Source organism: Reinekea blandensis MED297 (assembly GCF_000153185.1).
GTDB classification, from domain to species: domain Bacteria; phylum Pseudomonadota; class Gammaproteobacteria; order Pseudomonadales; family Natronospirillaceae; genus Reinekea; species Reinekea blandensis.
In genome coordinates this window covers 99,429-120,348 of the sequence record NZ_CH724154.1, presented here as the reverse complement: position 1 = coordinate 120,348, position 20,920 = coordinate 99,429, and the positions used below count along the sequence as shown (strand labels likewise).

At 53.6% G+C, this 20,920-nt stretch carries 20 protein-coding genes; 3 read left to right on the top strand and 17 right to left on the bottom strand.

Translation table 11 applies throughout. The features are described 5' to 3' along the window. Positions 1-127: 127 nt before the first annotated feature. Both glnL and glnG read left to right on the top strand, forming a co-directional pair. Positions 128-1,204, top strand: a complete 1,077-nt coding sequence (gene glnL / locus MED297_RS18115) for a nitrogen regulation protein NR(II) (RefSeq protein ID WP_008047531.1) — start codon at positions 128-130, stop codon at positions 1,202-1,204. Continuing rightward, positions 1,197-2,621, top strand: a complete 1,425-nt coding sequence (gene glnG / locus MED297_RS18110) for a nitrogen regulation protein NR(I) (protein ID WP_008047529.1) — start codon at positions 1,197-1,199, stop codon at positions 2,619-2,621. Before glnL ends, glnG begins: the two co-directional genes overlap by 8 nt. A 9-nt stretch (positions 2,622-2,630) precedes the next feature. Here the strand turns inward: glnG and coq7 are convergent, their stop codons facing one another. The 11 genes from coq7 to aroQ all read right to left on the bottom strand — a co-directional run bounded on the left by coq7 (position 2,631) and on the right by aroQ (position 14,923). Then, on the bottom strand, positions 2,631-3,275 hold the full coding sequence (gene coq7 / locus MED297_RS18105; protein WP_008047527.1) for a 2-polyprenyl-3-methyl-6-methoxy-1,4-benzoquinone monooxygenase: 645 nt from the start codon (positions 3,273-3,275) through the stop codon (positions 2,631-2,633). Continuing rightward, positions 3,250-5,601, bottom strand: a complete 2,352-nt coding sequence (locus MED297_RS18100) for a hybrid sensor histidine kinase/response regulator (RefSeq protein ID WP_008047525.1) — start codon at positions 5,599-5,601, stop codon at positions 3,250-3,252. Before MED297_RS18100 ends, coq7 begins: the two co-directional genes overlap by 26 nt. A 113-nt stretch (positions 5,602-5,714) precedes the next feature. Next, on the bottom strand, positions 5,715-6,995 hold the full coding sequence (gene purD / locus MED297_RS18095) for a phosphoribosylamine--glycine ligase (protein ID WP_008047524.1): 1,281 nt from the start codon (positions 6,993-6,995) through the stop codon (positions 5,715-5,717). A 15-nt stretch (positions 6,996-7,010) separates the two neighbouring features. Continuing rightward, a complete protein-coding gene (gene purH, locus MED297_RS18090; protein WP_008047522.1) occupies positions 7,011-8,606 on the bottom strand; it encodes a bifunctional phosphoribosylaminoimidazolecarboxamide formyltransferase/IMP cyclohydrolase in 1,596 nt (531 codons plus the stop codon). A 99-nt stretch (positions 8,607-8,705) separates the two neighbouring features. After that, positions 8,706-9,005, bottom strand: coding sequence for a DNA-binding transcriptional regulator Fis (gene fis, locus MED297_RS18085; protein ID WP_008047520.1), 300 nt, complete (start codon positions 9,003-9,005; stop codon positions 8,706-8,708). Beyond that, positions 9,002-9,991, bottom strand: coding sequence for a tRNA dihydrouridine synthase DusB (dusB, locus tag MED297_RS18080; protein WP_008047518.1), 990 nt, complete (start codon positions 9,989-9,991; stop codon positions 9,002-9,004). Before dusB ends, fis begins: the two co-directional genes overlap by 4 nt. A 199-nt stretch (positions 9,992-10,190) precedes the next feature. Further along, positions 10,191-11,513, bottom strand: coding sequence for a DUF3426 domain-containing protein (locus tag MED297_RS18075; protein ID WP_008047514.1), 1,323 nt, complete (start codon positions 11,511-11,513; stop codon positions 10,191-10,193). Between the two features lie 131 nt (positions 11,514-11,644). Beyond that, on the bottom strand, positions 11,645-12,535 hold the full coding sequence (prmA, locus tag MED297_RS18070; protein WP_008047513.1) for a 50S ribosomal protein L11 methyltransferase: 891 nt from the start codon (positions 12,533-12,535) through the stop codon (positions 11,645-11,647). 89 nt (positions 12,536-12,624) lie between these two features. After that, a complete protein-coding gene (accC, locus tag MED297_RS18065; protein ID WP_008047511.1) occupies positions 12,625-13,971 on the bottom strand; it encodes an acetyl-CoA carboxylase biotin carboxylase subunit in 1,347 nt (448 codons plus the stop codon). Positions 13,972-13,983: 12 nt separating this feature from the next. Further along, on the bottom strand, positions 13,984-14,454 hold the full coding sequence (accB, locus tag MED297_RS18060; protein ID WP_008047509.1) for an acetyl-CoA carboxylase biotin carboxyl carrier protein: 471 nt from the start codon (positions 14,452-14,454) through the stop codon (positions 13,984-13,986). A gap of 28 nt (positions 14,455-14,482) precedes the next feature. Next, entirely contained in the window at positions 14,483-14,923 is a 441-nt protein-coding gene (gene aroQ, locus MED297_RS18055) for a type II 3-dehydroquinate dehydratase (protein ID WP_008047508.1), read from the bottom strand. Between the two features lie 283 nt (positions 14,924-15,206). On the opposite strand from aroQ, the gene MED297_RS18050 reads away from it, so the two are divergent. Continuing rightward, positions 15,207-16,271 carry a DUF2333 family protein gene (locus MED297_RS18050; protein WP_040557609.1) on the top strand — a complete coding sequence of 355 codons (1,065 nt, stop codon included), beginning with the start codon at positions 15,207-15,209 and terminating at the stop codon, positions 16,269-16,271. A 64-nt stretch (positions 16,272-16,335) separates the two neighbouring features. Here MED297_RS18050 and ppa read toward each other — a convergent pair whose 3' ends face one another. The 6 genes from ppa to MED297_RS18020 all read right to left on the bottom strand — a co-directional run bounded on the left by ppa (position 16,336) and on the right by MED297_RS18020 (position 20,918). Next, positions 16,336-16,863: an inorganic diphosphatase gene (gene ppa / locus MED297_RS18045; protein ID WP_008047506.1), complete on the bottom strand. Its 528-nt coding sequence runs from the start codon at positions 16,861-16,863 to the stop codon at positions 16,336-16,338. A 72-nt stretch (positions 16,864-16,935) separates the two neighbouring features. Continuing rightward, positions 16,936-18,222, bottom strand: coding sequence for a 3-phosphoshikimate 1-carboxyvinyltransferase (aroA, locus tag MED297_RS18040; RefSeq protein ID WP_040557662.1), 1,287 nt, complete (start codon positions 18,220-18,222; stop codon positions 16,936-16,938). 144 nt (positions 18,223-18,366) lie between these two features. Next, positions 18,367-19,254, bottom strand: a complete 888-nt coding sequence (locus MED297_RS18035) for a universal stress protein (protein WP_008047504.1) — start codon at positions 19,252-19,254, stop codon at positions 18,367-18,369. 139 nt (positions 19,255-19,393) lie between these two features. Continuing rightward, positions 19,394-19,972: a BON domain-containing protein gene (locus tag MED297_RS18030; RefSeq protein ID WP_008047502.1), complete on the bottom strand. Its 579-nt coding sequence runs from the start codon at positions 19,970-19,972 to the stop codon at positions 19,394-19,396. Continuing rightward, on the bottom strand, positions 19,969-20,562 hold the full coding sequence (locus MED297_RS18025) for a D-sedoheptulose-7-phosphate isomerase (RefSeq protein WP_008047500.1): 594 nt from the start codon (positions 20,560-20,562) through the stop codon (positions 19,969-19,971). Before MED297_RS18025 ends, MED297_RS18030 begins: the two co-directional genes overlap by 4 nt. Then, positions 20,562-20,918 carry a YraN family protein gene (locus MED297_RS18020; protein ID WP_008047497.1) on the bottom strand — a complete coding sequence of 119 codons (357 nt, stop codon included), beginning with the start codon at positions 20,916-20,918 and terminating at the stop codon, positions 20,562-20,564. Before MED297_RS18020 ends, MED297_RS18025 begins: the two co-directional genes overlap by 1 nt. Between the last annotated feature and the right edge of the window lie 2 nt (positions 20,919-20,920).

The window sequence follows — 20,920 nt, the reverse complement described above, 5'->3', positions numbered from 1 at the left end:
TGGGCAAAACCAAGTGTCCATCGGTGGTGCAGATTGATCAGCTACTTTCAAACGAAATGTCCCGACACCTGTCATCGATGGCCTGTTTCTTGCGTCAGGGCGTTGAACAAAGAAAAGGGTAATCAGGTTGAACGATCAAGAGAATGCATTCCGTCGGATACTCGATCATCAGTTTACTGCTGTGGTCGTTCTCGATGCGGAGTTGCATGTTGAACATCTGAACTCATCAGCTGAGTTGCTGTTGGTGCGCTCGGAAAAACAGTTGATCGGGCAATCCTTTGAGCATCTTTTTGTTCAGCCGGATGATGTCAGTCAAGTGCTCAATACGGCGATTGCAGAAGGAGCATCCGTTTCCGTGCGAGCGGCGCATTGGCGACTGGTTTATGGGGAGAATCTGACGCTGGATTACATCGTCAGTCCTTACATGGACCGGGGGCATTTGCACATCATCGTTGAAATGGTCCCGGCGGACAGGGCTGTACGCATCTCGCGTGATGAAGGCCGTGTCGATCAATCAGAAACCAGTCGGCATCTGGTTCGGGGCCTGGCGCATGAAATTAAAAATCCGTTAGGCGGTATTCGTGGGGCCGCGCAATTACTGGCTTCGGAGTTGCCGGGTGATGAGTTACAGGAGTACACCCGGGTCATCATCGAAGAAGCCGATCGGTTACGCAATCTGGTCGATCGGCTGTTGGGCAGTCATCAGTTACCGGAGTTCCGGTCGCTGAATGTTCATCAGGTTTTAGAGCGTGTGTTTTCACTCATGAAAGCCGAAGCCGGTTCACGGATTAACTTGCAACGTGATTACGATCCGTCGATTCCGCCAATGAGCGGGGACGAGGCTCAGCTCATTCAGGTGTTTTTGAACATCAGTCGCAATGCGCTGCAGGCGCTCACCGAAAGTGGTCAGAGTGACGCCAAGCTGACCTTTAAAACCCGATCGGTTCGCCAGTTTACCATTCGTCAACAGCGTCACCGTCTGGTGGTGCGGGTGGACATCATTGATAACGGTCCGGGGATTGATCGGGATCTTCTGGAAAAGATTTTTTACCCCATGATTTCCGGTCGGGCATCCGGAACCGGCTTGGGGTTATCGATAGTACAGCAGTTTGTTGAGCTGCATCACGGGATGGTCGAATGCAACAGTGACCCCGGATGCACAACGTTCAGTGTTTATTTTCCTCTGGAGGCAGCGAATGTCTAATTCGAAGGACATCTGGGTTGTGGACGATGATCGGTCTATCCGATGGGTGTTGGATCGAGCATTGTCCAAACAGGGTTACCACTGTACCGTCTATGAGAGCGGAGAAAGTCTGTTGCGTAAACTGTCGCATCAGACTCCAGATGTCATTATCAGTGATGTTCGCATGGATGGAATGGACGGTCTGGAGTTATTGCAGCGTATTCAGACAGAGCATCCTGAAATTCCGGTCATTATCATGACCGCGCACTCTGACCTGGACAGTGCTGTGGCGTCTTTTCAGGGCGGCGCGTTTGAGTATCTGCCGAAACCTTTCGACGTTGATGAAGCGTTGGCATTGGTTGACCGAGCTTTGGAACATCGGGCTAAACAGATGCCGGCACAAGAAGTGCCCGTGGCGCAAACCCAGACTGAAATCATCGGTGAAGCACCGGCGATGCAGGAAGTCTTCCGCGCCATTGGCCGGTTGTCGCAATCCAACATTACGGTTTTGATCAATGGCGAGTCGGGCACTGGTAAAGAACTGGTTGCGCAGGCACTGCATCGGCATTCACCGCGTCGGGATTTTCCTTTTATTGCGTTGAACATGGCTGCGATCCCTCGTGATCTGATGGAGTCCGAACTGTTCGGTCATGAAAAAGGCGCCTTCACCGGTGCGCAGAATCAGCGTCGTGGGCGGTTCGAACAGGCCGACGGCGGCACTTTGTTTTTAGACGAAATTGGTGACATGCCGGCGGAGACACAAACCCGGTTGCTGAGGGTGCTGGCCGATGGCGAGTTCTATCGGGTCGGTGGCCATACTTCAATTAATGTCGATGTCCGGATCATCGCGGCAACACACCAGAATCTGGAAAAGTTGGTCGAAGAAGGGCGCTTCCGGGAAGATTTATTCCACCGCCTGAACGTGATTCGCATTCATATTCCAAAACTGTCCGACCGTCGTGAAGATATTCCGAAGTTGCTGGAGTTCTTCCTGCTGAAAGCAGCCAAAGAACTGGGTGTGGAGCCGAAGACGTTACGTCAGGATACGGCTGCGTACCTGACCCGTTTGCCCTGGCCGGGCAACGTCCGACAGTTGGAAAATATCTGTCGTTGGATCACCGTCATGGCGTCAGGCCGGGAAGTACTGGTCAGCGATTTGCCCCCGGAACTGATCGAAGAAACCGGCTCTGGTGGTGGTCATGAAAACTGGGAGCAGTCCCTGCGTAACTGGACCGATCGCGAGTTGACCCGGGGTGAGAGCCGGATACTGGATATTGCCGTACCGGCGTTTGAGCGGGTCATGATTGAAACCGCTCTGAAGCATACGGCGGGGCGTCGTCGTGATGCCGCTGAGCTGCTTGGTTGGGGACGAAACACCCTGACCCGGAAAATCAAAGAGCTTGGGCTCGACGACGGTGCCGGTGATGAAGACGAATGAGGTCGGTCTTCAGACCCGGTAAGTCGTTTTCGTCATGGCTTTTGAAATGACGGTCATGGCGGATTTCACCCAGCCCGGAAACGCTACGCCCCCGGCGTCCAATGCGTTTTTTGCGTGCCGTTCTTCATCATCGAGCATTTGTTGAAGGATGGCACTTGAGCGGGCATCGTCTTGGTCGATCTGATCCAGATGATCTTTTAAATGCAGGCTGACCTGATCTTCGGTGGCCGCCACAAACCCCAGAGACCATTTGTCTCCGGCCGCGCCGGCCAGAGCGCCCAGGACGTACGATAGGGTGTAAAAGCCCGGGTTCAGGTAGCTGGTGCGACCTCCGAGTTCTTTGATCCGGTCTTCGCACCAAACCAGATGGTCAAACTCTTCTTCAGAGGCGGCTTCCATAGAGGCACGGATGTCCGGCAGTCGTGCCGTTAACGACTGACCCTGGTATAACCCCTGAGCGCATACTTCGCCGGTATGGTTAATCCGCATTAAGCGCGCGATGTGCTGACGCCTGGCTTGATCCAGTGCTTCGCCGGATGGCAGTTCAGCCGCCGGGCTTGGCTGTGCGGCTTTAACTGCCCCCGGAGTCAGGGTTTTAAGGGCGTTGTTGGCGTGTGACAACAGACGGTCAGAAAAAGAGAGATTTCGTTGCATGTTGTTTTTCCCGGTTACGGCGAATGGCGGGCATCGCGAGGTTTAAAGTCTGACGCAGGGCGCGGGCAGAGACCGGTTTAGACAGCACGTACTCAATGCCGGTATCGCCTCCGTCGGAAAGGCTGACCACGTCATCAGCCCCGGTCATCATCAGGATCACGATGTCTTTGTTCAATCCACTGTCCTGGCGAATACGCTGCGCCAGCTCAAAGCCATTCATGGATGGCATGTTTTGATCGAGAATCAGAACGTCGACCGGTTCGCCTTTGTGAAACTGATTGTGCAGATTGGCCAGTGCGGATTGGCCGTTACTCATACTGAGGACTTCCGCGTTCCAGTTCATCGCCAGATGCTCAATCACTTTTCGGCAGGTCAGGTTGTCATCAACCACCATCAGACGAAGATCGTCAATGCCCAGTCCAGAATGACCCTGAGTTTGTGGTTCGGTATGGCGCACAGGCAGTAGCGGCAGATCGACCCAGAAGGTTGTACCCATTCGTAACTCGCTGCTGAACGTCAGTTGTCCGCCGAGCAGGCCGACTAAGTAGCGGCTGATGGGCAATCCCAAACGGACGTCTTTGGGCAGTTGCTGTTGCGCATTGTTGGGGTCTGGAAAGTTGAACAGTTGAGTTTTCAGATCATTGGCGATGCCAGGACCGGTATCGGTAATGGCAAAACGAACACGCCCGTGCTGCCAGGGCTTCACCTGAACCAGTACTTCGCCGTGCTCGGTAAACTTGAGTGCATTGTCCAGCAGGTTGGATAAAATCTGGCCGATGATGTGAGCATTGCCGCGATAATGCGGCGGGATGTCGGGGGCAATATCCAGAACCAGTTCCAGCTTTTTACTGTGAGCGACGCGAGAGAATGGCTGAACGGTGTCTTCAATAAGATCATAAAGATCAAACTCGTCTTCGCTGTCGGGTAATCGGTTAAGCCCGATGCGGATCAGGTTCTGCAGCTGATCGGCTTCTCGCAACAGCGAGAACCCGGCGGTTTGGATGGTGTTAACGTATTCCTGTTGATGAGCTGACAGCGAAGTATCCTGCAGCAGCTCGGTCATACCCATGACACCGTTGATCGGACCGCGCATTTCATGGTTGATTTTACGCAACAGCGGCCAATGGACATCGGGCAGCGTCAATCCTTCTACAGCTCTGCGTGTGCCTTTTGCTCTGGCGGCAATCCAGCCTGCCCAGGTAAGCAAGGATGCGGCGGTGATCGCCAGTACGGCGATGATGAAACGGAACAGCGTAAATGCCGAAATCAGTCCGAGCAGAGCCAGTGTGGTAATGCTGACGTAGATAATCACGACGAGGAGGCCTGCCAGAGCTATTCGTTCAGACAGGGTGCTGGGGCGATGCTCAAATGAGTACAGCGAAAAAATGGTTAAGGCGACTGGGAGCAGGATAATCTGAATGGGCAGAAACCGACTCGCTAACGGTGATAACGCTAAAAGCGACAGGACTATAAACAGGCGGCCGACCCAGATTAATGCATCAGTTAACCAGCTGCTGTAACTCTCGGATCGGATCAGTAACAGGACGCGGGATAATCCGAGGATCATCAGAAAGGCACCGGCGTTAATAGCAATGACTTCGACGAAAGGAATGCCGCTCAACAGCCAGGTGATACTGCCGTTCCAGCCAACGGTATTGATCATAAATCCGGTGACCGTGAGGGCCGTCCACAACGACAGAGGAATCCGGTAGCGCAGGTAGGCCACCAAACACACGCCGATAATGGCCAGTAAAATGCTGGTTTGAAGGGTGCGCATGACCAAAGCTTGCCGGTTCTGAGCCAATAGCGTGTTTTCATCGAGCAGATGTATCTGCATGTTGGTGGCAAGGTTTGGTTGGATGTTGAGATAAAGCTGTTGCAGACCGGTATTCAGAGTGACCGGCAAGACATATCGCCCCATCTGAAAAGGCCGTTGTTGGTAGGCTGTTTCCGCGCCGGTGGCGACCAGTGAGTAGCCGCTGCTGTCGCTCAGGTTGGCATACAGTTCTGCCCTGGTCAGAAACGGCGCCTCAATGTTCAGAAACAGGCGAACCTGGCGACCGGTCGGGTTGTTAACCGCAAAGGTCAACCAGGTACTGTCGCTGAGTTGATTGAACTTTAATGCGTCACTGTGCACCGGTGTGAACTGTCGGGCGACGCCGGCTTTGGTAACCTCCAGAATGGACAGATTATCCTCTGTCGGCGACAGGTAATCACTGTACTCTGTGATTGAAAGGTTCAGATAGTTTTCATTGACCAGGATGGTCTCAAAGCCCTGCGCTGCCATGGAATGGAAGAACAGTATTGTCAGCAGCAGCGCGCGCATCGTGAAATCCCGTATTCTGATCGTTCTGTGGTCATCAACCGGATAGTATAGCGAGCCACCGATGTCGGTGAAACGTTTGTCTGAGTTTCACCGACATCGGGTTAACGTGGCGATTAGCGGTTGATCGCCCGGTGACCAATGTCAGTACGGAAATAAGCATCCTGCCATTGGATGTCAGACACGGCGTCATAGGCTGCCTGTTGTGCCGCCTTCACATCCTCGCCGAGGGCTGTAACACACAAGACGCGTCCGCCATGAGTGACCAGTTGGCCATCAGTGTTGCGGGCGGTGCCCGCCTGAAAGACTTTCGCGCCATGAGTTTCAGCCGCGTCAATACCGTTGATGACATCCCCTTTGCGATAGTCAAAGGGATAGCCACCGGCTGCCATAACAACGCCGATAGCGGCTTGCGGACTCCAGTCTGCCGACTGCTGGGCCAGCTGACCGTTGACTGCGCTCAGGCACAGCTCAGCCAGGTTCGACTGCAGTCTCATCATGATGGGTTGGGTTTCCGGGTCGCCGAAGCGGCAGTTGTATTCGAGTACATAGGGGACGCCGTCGTCGCCCACCATAATGCCTGCATACAGGAAACCTCGATAGCGATTGCCTTCCGCTTGCATGCCTTTGACAGTCGGCAGAATCACTTCATCCATGATCCGACGGTGCATGGTATCGGTGACCACCGGGGCTGGAGAGTATGCTCCCATGCCGCCGGTGTTGGGGCCGGTGTCGCCATTGTCCCGGGCTTTATGATCTTGCGAGGTTGCCAGCGGCAGCACATCTTCACCGTCGACCATGACGATAAAGCTGGCTTCTTCGCCGGTCAGAAACTGTTCGACAACAACGCGCGCGCCGGCGTCGCCAAAGCGATTGCCTGACAGCATGTCGCGTACCGCTTCCTCGGCTTCTTGTTCAGTCTGAGCCAGAATCACGCCCTTGCCGGCAGCGAGACCATCAGCTTTCACGACAATGGGCGCGCCCTTTTCTCGAATGTAGGCAATGGCTTCATTTTCGTCGGTGAATACACCATAAAACGCGGTTGGAATCTGATGGCGTGCGAGGAAATCCTTGGTAAAGGCTTTGGAGCCTTCAAGTTGAGCGGCTGCTCGTGTCGGGCCAAAGATGGCCAAACCTTCGGCTTCAAAATGATCGACCACGCCTTCAACCAACGGTGCTTCCGGGCCGACGATGGTCAACGCCACCTGGTTGGCTTTGGCAAAGCTGGCCAGCGCGGGAAAGTCCAGCGCGTCAATGTCGACATTCTCGACGCCGCTCTCTGTCGCAGTGCCAGCGTTGCCGGGGGCGACAAAGACGCGTTCAACGGTCTCAGCCTGAGCGGTTTTCCAGGCCAGGGCATGTTCACGACCGCCATTGCCGATAATCAGAATATTCATCAGTCAGTCCTTTTATTAGTGGCGGAAATGGCGCATGCCGGTGAAGACCATGGCGATGCCATGCTCATCGGCCGCGGCGATGACTTCGTCATCTCGCATACTGCCTCCGGGCTGAATAACGCACGAGACACCCATTTCGGCCGCCTGATCCAGGCCATCCCGGAAAGGCAGAAACGCTTCTGAAGCCATTGCCGAACCTACGATGTCGATGCCTTCATCGCGTGCCTTGATACCAGCAATGACCGCACTGTAAACGCGACTCATCTGTCCGGCTCCAATACCCGTGGTGATGCCGTTTTTGGCGTAAACGATGGCGTTGGACTTCACAAACTTTGCGACTTTCCAGGCAAACAGTAAATCGTCGATTTGAGCGTCTGTCGGTTTTGCTTTGGTGACAATTTTTAAATCATCCGCCGTGATCATACCGAGATCCCGATCCTGCACCAGCAGTCCACCATTGACGCGCTTAAAGTCATGCGCCGGGACTGAAGAATCCCATTCGCCGCACGCTAACAAGCGAACGTTGGGTTTCTGGGCCGCCACTTCGGCAGCACCTTTACTGATGCTCGGAGCAATGATCACTTCAACAAACTGTTTGCCGATGATGGTTTCGGCGGTGTCGGCATCCAGTTCGCGGTTAAAGGCGATGATGCCACCAAAGGCTGAGGTTGGATCAACCGAAAACGCTCGCTGGTAGGCTTCAGTCAGGTTGGCACCGGTGGCCACACCGCAGGGATTGGCATGCTTAACAATGACGCAGGCTGGTTCCGCGAACGATTTGACGCATTCGAGCGCTGCATCGGTATCGGCAATGTTGTTGTAGCTGAGGGCTTTACCCTGCAGCGTGGTAATGGTTGAGATGCCGGCTTCAGCAACCTGACGTTCGACGTAGAAGGCTGCTTTTTGGTGCGGGTTTTCGCCGTATCTCATGACATCTTTCAACACAAACTGACTGTTATATGTGCTCGGAAACTCCGATTTCTCAGGCACGCTGTCAGCGGAGGTTGTTGCCGGTACGCTGCCAAGGTAGTTCGCGATCATGCCGTCATAAGCGGCGGTGTGTTCAAATGCCTCCCGAGCCAGAGAAAAGCGGGTTTCAGCGTTCAGTCCGCCTTCCTGATCCCATTGTTCGATCAGACTGGAATACCGATCGCTGTTGACCACAATAGCAACGTCTTTGTGGTTTTTAGCAGCTGAGCGAACCATCGTTGGCCCACCAATATCGATGTTCTCAATCGCGTCCGCCAGCGTGCACTCGGGGTTAGCGATAGTCTGCGCAAAAGGGTAGAGGTTAACGATCACGAGATCGATCCCGTCGATTCCGTGTTCTTGCATGATCGCATCATCGACACCGCGTCGACCGAGAATGCCGCCGTGAATGAGCGGATGAAGGGTTTTGACGCGACCATCCATCATTTCAGGGAACTGAGTCACGGCGGATACTTCCGTCACTTCAATGTTATGTTCCCGGAGCAGGCGGAAAGTGCCGCCGGTTGAAATCAGGCTGACGCCGCGCTGGCTCAGGGCTTTGGCAAAATCTACGATACCGGTTTTGTCTGAAACACTGATCAGGGCGCGTTTCGGGGCGATCACAGAAGCGGTCTGGCTCATGATGTCCTCAGTGGTGGTTGCAAAGTGTAGTTTGATTGGTTGGTCAGTTTCCGGATGACAGAAATGACAAAGGCGACCGAAGTCGCCTTTGTCTGCTGGTTACAGTAAGCCGTACTGCTTCAGCTTTTTGCGCAGTGTACCTCGGTTCAATCCGAGCACTTTACTGGCCTTGGTTTGGTTGTCGCGGCAATAACGCATGACCGCCTCCAGCATCGGCGCTTCCACCTCGGTCAGAACCATTTGGTGGACGTTGGTCACATCCTGGCCATCGAGGTTGGCGAAATAATTGCGCATGGCAATTTCAACGCTGTCACGAAGCGTCTGGGGATTTTCCGAGGCTGCCTGTACTTGGAGCGTTTCTTTGGTTTCAGTCATCGGTGCAACGGGTTCGTAGTTCATGCAGCGGTATCCTTAATGGTGTCTATCGTGTCTAAAAGCTGTTGTACAGCGGACAACTGTGCCTGACTGCTGTCCAACTGATGTATATGTCGGTATTCAGTTTTTGCGACACCCTGAGCCGTGAAGTACCACCCCAGGTGCTTACGGGCGATACGCAGCCCCATATAGTCGCCATAAAACTGATACAACGCCGACAAATGATTAAGCAGCGTTGTCTGAACTTCTTCGAAAGCCGGTGGTGCCAGGCACTCGCCGGTTTTCAGATAATGATTTATTTCGCGGAAAATCCACGGATTCCCCTGAGCCGCGCGGCCGATCATGACGCCATCGGCACCGGTGTCTCGCAAGACCTGGGCCGCTTTTTCCGGATGGTCAATATCACCATTGGCCAACACCGGAATGGACACAGCTTCTTTGACCCGGGCAATGGTGTCGTATTCGGCATCGCCACGATACGCATCCGCCCGTGTACGGCCATGAACGGACAGCAATGCAATGCCAGCATCTTCGGCCATTCGGGCGATCGCAATCGCGTTCTTTGACTGTCGATCCCAACCGGTACGAATTTTTAGTGTAACCGGAACGGAAACTGCCGCGGTGACCGCCGTCAGGATTTCGTGCACTAACCGTTCATCTTTCATCAGGGCAGAACCCGCAGCCTTGTTACAGACTTTTTTGGCTGGGCAGCCCATGTTGATGTCGATAACCTGAGCACCGAACTCGGCATTGGTCTTGGCTGCTTCGGCCAGCATCTGCGCATCGCCTCCGGCGATCTGCACGCTGATCGGTTCTGCTTCTCCAGAGTGGTCCAGTCGCCATCGGGACTTGTTTGTCTTCCAGAGGCGTTTGTCGCTGGTCACCATCTCAGAGACCACCAATCCGGCACCAAGCGATCGACAGAGCTTGCGAAACGGTTGATCGGTCACGCCGGCCATCGGTGCCAGAACGGTTTTTTCAGTAATGCTGTAAGGTCCGATGGAAAACACGTCAGATCGATTAAAAATTGCTCAGCTCAAGGGCGCGAAATAATAGCGGGGAATTGCCGCTATTGAAAGCTTGACAGAAAGGAAAATGAACTTTTTTTGACTGAAATTTCTAACCAATTGGTCAGCGACCGAAAACCCTGCTTCATTAGTGAAAAAAAGCAATGAATACAGGGTTTTAGATAATCTTTTCGTCTGAGACTCAGCCGCCGTTACGCTGCAAAACCAGCTGATAATTGACCGCATTGGCTGGCGGTCGTTGAATAGGAAAGGAGATATAAACCCGGGTGTTCATTGGCATTAGCCGCACCCCGGTCATTTCCCCTTTGAGATAGTTTTCCGGCATCAGTAACTGATCGGCGACCAACTGCCCATTGACGTCGGTATAGCGCATGATGATTTGCGGGAATGGCTGTTTAAAAGGCGCGCGGTTGGTGAGAACCACATCGACCATTTGCACATCGTTAAGTTGCGAGTCCTTATGATCCCTGACCAGTACGGAAGAGCGTATCGACTCCAGATCGACCTGTTCTGGGAGTGTACAGCCAACCAGGTCACAGCCGGTCTGGTAGAGGCCGCGCCATTGATCCATTCGTGCATAAGGTTCCCGGAACGCCCAGGCGACCTGAATGGCCAGCAGAACAAGCAGCAGTGCGATCAGGAGCCATCCCAATGGTCGTAAGCGATGCAGTCGCTCTTCCATGTGGAAGTCGAGTTCAATCTCCTGACTGGCTCGGTTAACGACGCGAGAGGCGGTTGATCCGGTGTCAAAGTCACCAATGTTGAGTTCTCGTTCGAACTCGGATTGCATGCGCGATTGTGTTCGCTGCTGCGGGGCCTGTGCATGCAGATCGAAGGCGTTCTCCTGATGGTTCTGAGTCTGACTGAAGTCGGCCTTTGGTCGGGTTGAGATCCGGTCTTCCTTTTCAATTTCTTCGAGCATGGACTCAGCCCAGCTCTCGTCATTTTCTTCCGGGTCGTCGAGAAACTCTTCTTCCAGCGCTTGAGATTCCTGCTGAAAATGGTCCGTGTTCCGCTTTGATGGGCTATCACTGTTCAGGCTCAGGAAGCTATCGGAGAGCTCACCCAGACCGTCATCTTTGTCCTCGTCATCATCAAACAGGGAACTGTCGGCATTGTCATCGAAGATGAAATCTTCGTCGTCGGCATCCGAAAACAGAAACTCAGCATCGTCATCGTCGTCTGCAACGAACCGAAAATCTTCCTGTGTTGGTTTGGGCGAAGGCGGTGGTGCCTTCGGTTTCGCAGCAGCTGACGCTTTCTTGGGGGCACTCTGAGCCGGTCGCTTGGCCGCTGGTTTAGGTGTTTGAGGCGACTTGGACTGTGTTCCCGGCTTTACCGGCTGTTGCGCGGGGATTGACGTGGTGACCACATGGTTCCGGGCACTGAAAACCTGCAGGCAGGCACCACAGCGGACAGAGCCGTTGGCGACGGACAGTTGCTCATTTCTGACGCGAAATGAAGTGCCGCAATGAGGGCAGCGTGTAATAAATGATTCGGCCATGGGTCGATTTGTCCTGGCAGTCCATGCTGTAACGTAAGGCCCCGTCGGGCCCGATCCGTTATAAATTATAAGCTTATCAAGCGAAGTTTAAGAAAGCTCTCAAGTGAAAGCAATTGTCTTACCAAAATGAATTATTGTCGGCGCTTTCCGCTCAGGCAGACCCAGCCATCCTGAACCTCAGGTTCTGAAAAAGCAATCTGCGCGTCATAGGCGCGTTGTACCTCGGCGGCCTGGTGTTCCAGTATGCCGGAAAGAACCAGATGGCCGTTCGGGCTTAATCGTTCGATTATAGAGTCTTTGAGATCACAGAGGGTTCCGGCGAGGATGTTGGCGAGGACCAGGTCGTATTGGTCGTCCAGAACAGACGTATCCGTGGTTACCCGATAGCGATCCGGGCTGATCTGGTTCAGTTCGGCATTGTTACGGGTCGCCGTAATCGCTTGTGGATCAATGTCGATACCATCCATATGGTTGGCACCGAGTAATAAGGATGCCAATCCGAGAATGCCAGAGCCGCAACCAAAATCGAGGACCTGTTTTGGCGGTGTCTCTAACGCACTCAACCAACGCAGGCACAGAAATGTGGTTGGGTGGGTCCCGGTGCCAAACGCCAGACCGGGGTCCAGGCGAAGGTTGACCTCGTGATCAGAAGAAACCTCTAACCAAGAAGGTACAATGCACAGACGGTCGCCGCAGGGAATGGGTTGGAAGTTGTCCATCCACTCGCGCTCCCAGTCCTTGTCTTCAAGGATCTCTGTACTGATGTCACCGATGTTCAGGTGTTCGCTCTCTGCCAGCTGTGTGATTTCCTGAACCAACGCGTCGGCTGAAACGGAATGTTCAAACAAACCCTGGACGGTTGTGTGTTCCCATAAGGGCGTGGTTCCGCGGATGGGCTCAAAAACCGGTTTGTCAGCGGTATCCAGTAGGGTGACGGCCTGGCAACCGGCAACCAGTAGGGCGTCTTCGAGGGTTTCAGTGTGTTCAGGTACGGTTGGGATTCGGATTTGTAACCAGGGCATGGCATCTACGACTGTTGATGAAAGTCGGGAGAGTATACTTGATGGGTAAGGGGTTTGCCCCTCTCAAAACGAGAGAGGGGCAAGGGAACTCACTGTTCGTCTGCGAGTTTTTTCTCAAGGTAATGGATGTTGACGCCACCTTTCGCGAACTGTGGATCCTGTACCAAGCGTTTTTGCAGGTCGGTGTTGGTTTTAATGCCATTCACGACCAGTTCATCCAATGCCGAACTCATGCGCAGCAGCGCTTCCGCCCGTGTCGGTGCAAAGGTGATCAGTTTGCCGATCATCGAGTCATAGAACGGTGGTACGGTGTACCCACTGTAGATATGAGAGTCCCACCGGACGCCAAGACCGCCGGGTGAATGAAATTGCGTAATTCGGCCGGGGCTGGGCATAAAGGTCGAAGGATCTTCCGCGTTGATACGGCATTCAAAAGCATGACCGACAATCTTTATGTCTTCCTGTTTCAGTGACAGTGGCATGCCGGATGCGATGATCAGCTGTTCTTTGATGATATCAACGCCGGTAACCATTTCAGAAACGGGGTGCTCAACCTGCACACGGGTGTTCATTTCAATAAAGTAGAAATGCCCATCCTCGTACAGGAACTCGAAGGTGCCTGCGCCGCGGTAATGAATATTGATGCAGGCATTCACGCAAGCTTCCTGAACCTTGGCTCGTGCATCCGGATCAATATGTGGAGCCGGTGCTTCTTCCAGTACTTTCTGGTGTCGACGCTGCAGCGAGCAATCCCGATCGCCCAAATGAATGGCATTGCCCTGGCCATCGGCGATCACCTGAATTTCGACGTGGCGCGGATTGGTCAGGAATTTCTCCATATAAACCGTGCCATCGCCAAAAGCGGATGCGGCTTCAGACTGAGTGACTTCTATTGACCCGATCAGGTCCTTTTCTTCATGGACCACTCGCATACCGCGACCACCACCGCCGGCAGCGGCTTTGATGATGACGGGGTAGCCAATACGTTGAGCGATTTCCTTGCATCGTGTCGGATCTTTCGGAACCGGGCCGTCAGAGCCCGGTACCGTTGGGACGCCGGCTTTTTTCATCGCCTCAATGGCCGATACCTTATCGCCCATCAAACGGATGACATCCGCCGTGGGGCCAATGAACTTGAAGCCAGACTTTTCGATCTGTTCGGCGAAATCGGCTCGTTCCGCCAGGAAGCCATATCCGGGGTGGATAGCATCCGCATCGGTGACCTCAGCGGCGGCAATGATGGCCGGAATGTTCAGGTAACTCTCTGTTGAGGAGGCGGGCCCGATGCATACGGCTTCGTCTGCCAGTTTGACGTGCTTGAGTTCGCGGTCTGCCGTCGAATGGACTGCGACGGTTTTAATGCCTAACTCTTTGCACGCCCGGAGAATCCGCAGTGCGATCTCACCGCGATTTGCGATCAGTACTTTATTCAGCATGTCGGTCCCCGCTTAGGCGATGGTCACAAGCGGCTGGTCAAACTCAACCGGCTCGCCGTTTTCGACCAGAATAGCGGTGATGGTGCCGCTCTTATCCGCTTCAATCTGATTCATCATTTTCATGGCTTCAACAATGCAAATGGTGTCGCCGGCACTGACTTTCTGACCCACTTCGACGAAGGGGCCGCTGGTTGGCGACGGTGATCGATAAAAAGTACCGACCATTGGCGATTTAACGGCATGATCCGCCGGAGCGGCTGGTGCGGCCGGTTCTGCGGGCGCGGCAGGTGCCTGTGCCGGCGCCGGCGCTGGCGCTGAAACGGGTGCTGCTGCAGGTACGGCGTAATGCGCCGGTGCGGCAGGCGCAGTAATTCGTGAAGTTCGACTGATGCGAATCGACTCTTCTCCTTCAGCAATCTCGATTTCGTCGATATTGGATTCTTCCAGCAATTCAATCAGTTTTTTAACTTTACGAATGTCCATTGAGTTAACCCTCAGTCTGATAGATGGTTTATTTCTTTAAATAGTGATCCGCTGCCTCGATGGCAAGCGCATAACTGTTTGATCCGAATCCGGCGATGACTCCGACTGCCAATGGGGCAAGATAGGAGTGATGGCGAAAGTCTTCGCGTGCGTGTACGTTTGACAGGTGCAGTTCAATAAACGGCCGTTTTACACCCGCCAGTGCATCGCGCAGAGCGATGCTGGTGTGTGTGAAAGCGCCCGGGTTGAACAGAATCATGTCGGTACCGTCGGTCAGCGTCTGATGGATACGATCCACCAGAACCCCTTCATGGTTACTCTGCAGGTAATCGAGTTGATGCCCGAGTGTTGCTGCCTTTTCCTGAGCGTTCCGTTCTATATCTGACAGCGTTTCGTGGCCGTATATGTCGGGTTCGCGCTGCCCGAGGAGGTTCAGATTGGGTCCGTTCAGCAGCAGAAGCTTTGCCATAGTTCACCTGAAAAAAATTGAAGTTGACATATTTGTCGCGAAATTCAGCGAAATAGCAACTATCAGGACACGATAATTAGGATAAGTTTTCCTGACAACTCGAACGGCGCATTTGAGTTGTGAAAAATGTTCATAAAATCGCGTATGGGTGGTCGATTGGGGCGATTCAGGAATCAGCGCCAGCAATTTTATCCGACGGGTGACGCACTTATGACGCTTGGGCTATTGGCATTGAGTACCGGTCGGGCTAGTCTCACCGGCATAGTTTCAGGAGTGATTCAGGATGATCAAAGCAAAGTTCATGAGAATGTGGAATGGCCTCCGTGAACGAGGCTCGTTCAAGGAATCGGAAAACGGTAAAAAGCGTCCCTGGAAGACCTGGACGGCCGTTTTGCTCGGAACTCTGGTGGTCGTTTGGACAGCGTTGGGCATCTATTGGAGCCAGGAACCCGGTTTGCATGACGTGGTTATCCGGGCTGAGCAGGGGGCTCAGGCATCCGGACGCCAGGCCGTTGTTGGCTATACCACAGCCTATACCTTGCGTGACCTGACAAATACGTTGTTGACCAAGCCAGGTGGATACTTGTCGAACGATGTCACGCCACCGTCCATTATCCTCGATAACATGCCTAGCTGGGAGTTTGGCGTGGTCATTCAGCTTCGGGATCTGTCCCGGGCCTTGCGTAAAGACATGAGTCGTTCGCAATCGCAATCGACCGAAGATCCGTCGCTGGCGAAAGCTGAGCCATTACTGCATTTTGATCATAACAGCTGGATGTTGCCGTCGACTGAAGGCGAATACCGGACAGCCATACGGCACATCGACGATTATCTGGAGCGATTGGCCGACCCGGCTCAAGGGCAGGCACAGTTCTATGCTCGCTCTGATAACCTGTCCAGCTGGTTGCGGGATGTCGAAACCCGTTTAGGATCGCTGTCACAGCGGCTCAGTGCATCGGTTGGTCAACATCGATACAACACGGATTTGTCTGGTGACAGCGGTGCTGAACAATCCACGCCGGCTGCAAACCAACAGCAGGTAAAAACGCCACGGTTCCAGGTTGATAATGTGTTTTTTGAAGCGCGTGGATCAAGTTGGGCGTTGATTCATATATTGAAAGCTGTTGAAGTTGATTTTGCTTCTGTCCTGGAGGATAAAAATGCGTTGGTCAGCTTGCAGCAGATTATTCGTGAACTGGAAGCGACCCAGTCCGGGATCTGGTCACCTTTCATTTTGAATGGCGGTGGTTTCAGTATGCTGCCGAATCATTCGCTGGTCATGGCAAACTACATCTCGCGCGCAAATGCCGCAATTATCGACCTGCGCGAGTTGCTGGAAAACGGCTAAACAATGCGTCAGCCAATAAAAAAGGGAGCCGATGGCTCCCTTTTTTTGTTATCCAATCGATCGCTTATTTTTTAGCCGCATCGAAGGACTCGGTGATGATCTGGCGAGCTTTTTCAGCATCGGCCCAACCGTCCACTTTTACCCATTTGCCGGTTTCAAGATCTTTGTAGTTCTCGAAGAAGTGCTTGATCTGCTCCAGCAGCAGTGCTGGCAGGTCGGTAGCTTCTTTAACGTCTTTGTACAGGGTTGTCAGTTTATCGTGTGGTACCGCAATGACTTTCGCGTCAGAACCGGCTTCATCGGTCATTTCCAGTACACCGACCGGACGCGCACGGATGACTGAACCGGGAACGACCGGGTAAGGAGTGACAACCAGTACGTCAACCGCATCGCCATCGTCCGCCAGAGTGTTCGGGATGTAGCCGTAGTTAGCCGGATAAAACATTGGCGTTGCCATAAACCGGTCAACCATCAGGGCATCGTAGTCTTTCTCAATTTCGTACTTGATCGGATCGTGATTGGCCGGGATTTCGATAACCACGTATACGTCGTTCGGAACATCCTTGCCAGCGGGGATCTGGTTGTAGCTCATATTGTCGGTCTCCTGAGAGCGTCTGATAAAATCTGCTGCATTATATCGGTTCAGTGTTCACATGCCAGTGACCTATTGGTCGGTAATACTGGCGAAGCGGTCAAAATAGTCCGGGAAGGTTTTGGCCGTGCAACCGGGATCATTGATCACCAATCCATCGGTGCCGAACGCAGCTAATGAAAAGCACATGGCGATCCGGTGGTCGTTGTAGGTGTCTATCGCCGCCGGCGTCAGCGTTTCCGGTGGGGTGATCTGAAGGTAGTCGTCGCCTTCCTCAACCTCGGCACCGAGCTTGCGCAGTTCAGCAGCCATCGCGTGAATGCGGTCTGTTTCTTTCACCCGCCAGTTGTAGATGTTTCGAATGCGGGTGGTACCGTCAGCGAACAGCGCCGCGACCGCAATGGTCATCGCTGCGTCGGGAATATGGTTCAGGTCAAGATCGACGGCTTGCAGCCGTTGCGATGCAGAGACCTCGATCCAGTGCTCAGACCAGTTAACGTTGGCACCCATCTGTTCCAATACTTCAGCAAAGCGTACATCGCCCTGCACCGATGCGGTTCCGGTGCCATGAACCCTGACCGGCCCCTGCCCAATAGCACCGGCAGCCAGAAAGTAACTGGCGCTGCTGGCATCACCTTCAACCTGAATGCGACCAGGAGACTGATATTGCTGGTCGGCAGGTACGGTAAAGGTCTGATAATTGTGGTTTTCGACGGTCACGCCGAAGCGGGCCATGACGTCCAGGGTAATATCGATATAGGGCTTTGACACCAGCTCACCGATCACCTCAATGTCAATGCGCGACTTAAGCAGTGGGGCTGCCATTAACAACGCTGTCAGAAACTGGCTTGAAATGCTGCCATCGATCTGCAGTTTTGCGGCCTTAAGCGATTGGGCGCGAATGGTTAAGGGCGGATAGCCGGGTTCGCCGTCGTAATTTACGTCAATGCCCAGAGGGCGCATCGCTTCGATCAAGTCGCCAATGGGACGTTCGAACATACGTTCTTCACCCGTCAGATGGAACGTTCCCTGACCGATGCACAGTGCGGCAGCTAATGGTCTCATGGCGGTCCCCGCATTGCCCAAAAACAAGCTGATATCCTGGCCAGTGGCCAACGGACCGCCTTTGCCTTCGAGCGTGCAATATGTTCGATCGTCGCTGAGTGTGTAGGATACACCCAGCTGCTTCAGCGCGGTCAGCATGTGGCGGACATCATCGCTGTCCAGCAGGTTGGTGATGGTCGTCGTGCCGCGACAGAGGGCGGCCAGCAGCAGAATACGGTTAGACAGGCTTTTGGAGCCGGGAATGGTGACCTCGCCCTGCGCGCGCTTTAGTTTTGGAAGCTCGAGTGTGTCCATGGTGTCCTGAATGGTGGTCTGTGTCATGGCGGGATTGTATGTCAGAAAGGACCGGTATTGCACCGCAGACAACGGAAATCAAAGTAGTTTTGTGAAAAAAGCAACAGAGGAGAACTGAAACGGGCCGTTGCCGGCCCATGAAGTTTATTTGGCGATCAGAATATCGACGGTGATTCGATCCAGTACTTTTTCAGCGGTGTGTCCTAATAGCCAGCGTTCAAGGCCTGACCGGGAGACGGCACCCATGATCACGATGTCGATGTCGTACTCGTAGAGATAATCCGGTATTACCTGCACGGGTGAGCCCATTTCCAGCCGTGCATCGGCTTTGTCGATGCCTTTACTCTGTGCTAACTCGACCAGCGCTTCCTGATGTTGAACCCGGATTTCTTCACCAATATCGGTCGAGTTGATGGCGGGCTGGTCGAGATAGATCATCAAGGGGGTTGGGTCGTATACATGCAGCAGCTGCAGTTTAGCGTTCAGCAAGCTGCGCATTTCGGTTCCGCACTGAATGATATGGTCGTCCAGAAAATCCGGTTTGTCGTTGGTCCGAACCGGATCGACCGCTGCGGTCAGGGTAATATTATCGTGCCAGGCGGTGGCTTTGGTCAGTAGCAGGGGCACCGGGCAATGACGGATCAGCTCCCAGTCGGTCTGACTGAAGAAGGTGCGCTGAATGACGTTTTGATGGTGGGTCGCTTTAACCACCAGATCGGCCGGATTGCCTGACAAGTAGTTGAGCATGGCGGTGCCGGCATGCTTATCCCAAACGGCCTCCGTCGAAACCTGAATGTTTTTACTGCGGGCCGTGTCTGCCAGGGTTTCAAGGCCGTCGAGTAGTCTTGATAAGTAGGAATCCCGGGCGTTTTCTGAATGCGGATGGATGGAGTTCAGCGCTCCGTCATAACCGGAGCTGAACAGCGTCAGTTTGCTGTCCGAGAGTTGAGCCAGTGTTGCGGCCTTTTCAACGGCGGCGGCGCTTTCCTCGGCCGGATCCAGCAATACGATGATGTGCTTGTGTTCAAACATTGATCTCCCTCCTTTGGCGGAGTCAGTCGAATCATGACCGGTCCGGAGATGATGAATGCTTCCCGGTCATGGGCTGAGATGTTATGAGCACCTCTTGGATTAAGCGTAGAAGGGGAGGCGGAATTTGCTCTGATATGGATCAAGAAATGATTTGGAACACCATGACAACCTTTTGCACGCCGTTAACCTCCGAGGCAATGCGAACGGCCTCTTCTGCCGTATCTTCCGTGACTCTCCCCATTAGGTACACAATGCCTTTTTGCACCACGATTTCTATTTTGGACGACGGGAAGTAATCGGTGGTGAACATGCGCGAGCGCGTTTTGATGGCCAACCAACGGTCATTGGCTTTCAGGCCGGTGCTGATATTAGGTTCGGCCGTGAGGTGATTGTGGATGGCGTTAACCTGTGGATCGTTTTTCAGCAATGTAGTGGCCTGACGCACAAGTTCCGGCGTGGGTACCTGGCCCACAAGCAACACCAGCCCGGCATTGACGTGAATTTCAACATTCGCCTCAGCGTATCGGCTGTCCAGTTTTTCCAGATTCACCTGCAGTCGGGTGCGCAGATTTTTATCATCGATGACTTCGCCCATGGTCCGGCCTTCCGGGTCTGGCTCAATTGGTTCATCAGTGACGGAGCCGGTAATGGTGGCACAACTGCTTAACAACAGGCCAATACTGAGAATGGATGCGGTTATCAATGCTCGGGTTGTCATAGTTCGTGTCCAAAAATTGAGTTTTCGACCAGCTCAACAAGGCAGTTGAGTATCAGGTGGTGGGCCAGTTGCACATGACCGGGTCGATCGTACTCCACTCTGAGTTCGATATCGTCACCTTCCAGAACAGAGGCAACATCTCCACCGTTTCCGCCGGTTAGGGCAACCACGCAGACACCCTGATCGTGAGCGGCTTGTATCGCCTTGATTAATGCAGACGCGTTGCCGTTCGATGACAGGATCAGCAGAATATCGGGCGCATGACAGATTGAACGGACCTGGCGGGCATAGATGTCCGCCGGGCCGGAGTCGTGAGCGATCGCACTGGTGATGATGCCATCGTTACTGAGCATGATGGCAGGAAGGCTGGGACGGTCTCGCTCGAAACAGCTTTGCATTCCTGCTGTGAAAATGGCCCCGGTGGCGCCAGAAGCTCCCATGCCTCCCACGACAATTTTGCCATCCTGTAACAGGCACTCTGTCACTGCATCGGCGGTCTGCTCCAGCAGTTCCGAGAGGGATTCAGCGGCCATATGGAAGGTTTCCAGCGCGGCGCCGATTTGTTCAACAATCAATTCCTGAGGGTTCATCAGCTCAAGAATGCTCCTTTTATCCACTCAATATGCTGTGCAGAATCGATCCCGATGACATCGAATCGCATCGTTTTGCGCTGATGTTCGGGGTGGGCGGCCAGATAATGCTGTGCCGCTTTAATCAGTTTTTGCTGCTTACGAATGGTAACAGTTTCTGCGGCCGTACCAAAACGCTGGCCGCGACGGTAACGAACTTCGACAAAGACCAGCTCAAGTTGGTCCTGACAGATCAGGTCGATTTCACCAAATCGGCAGCTGAAATTGCGGGTCAGCAACGTCAAACCCTGTTGTCGAAGATGCTTTTCCGCTAGCTGTTCCGCGGATTGTCCGGATATCAGATGCTCAGCTTTCAAGT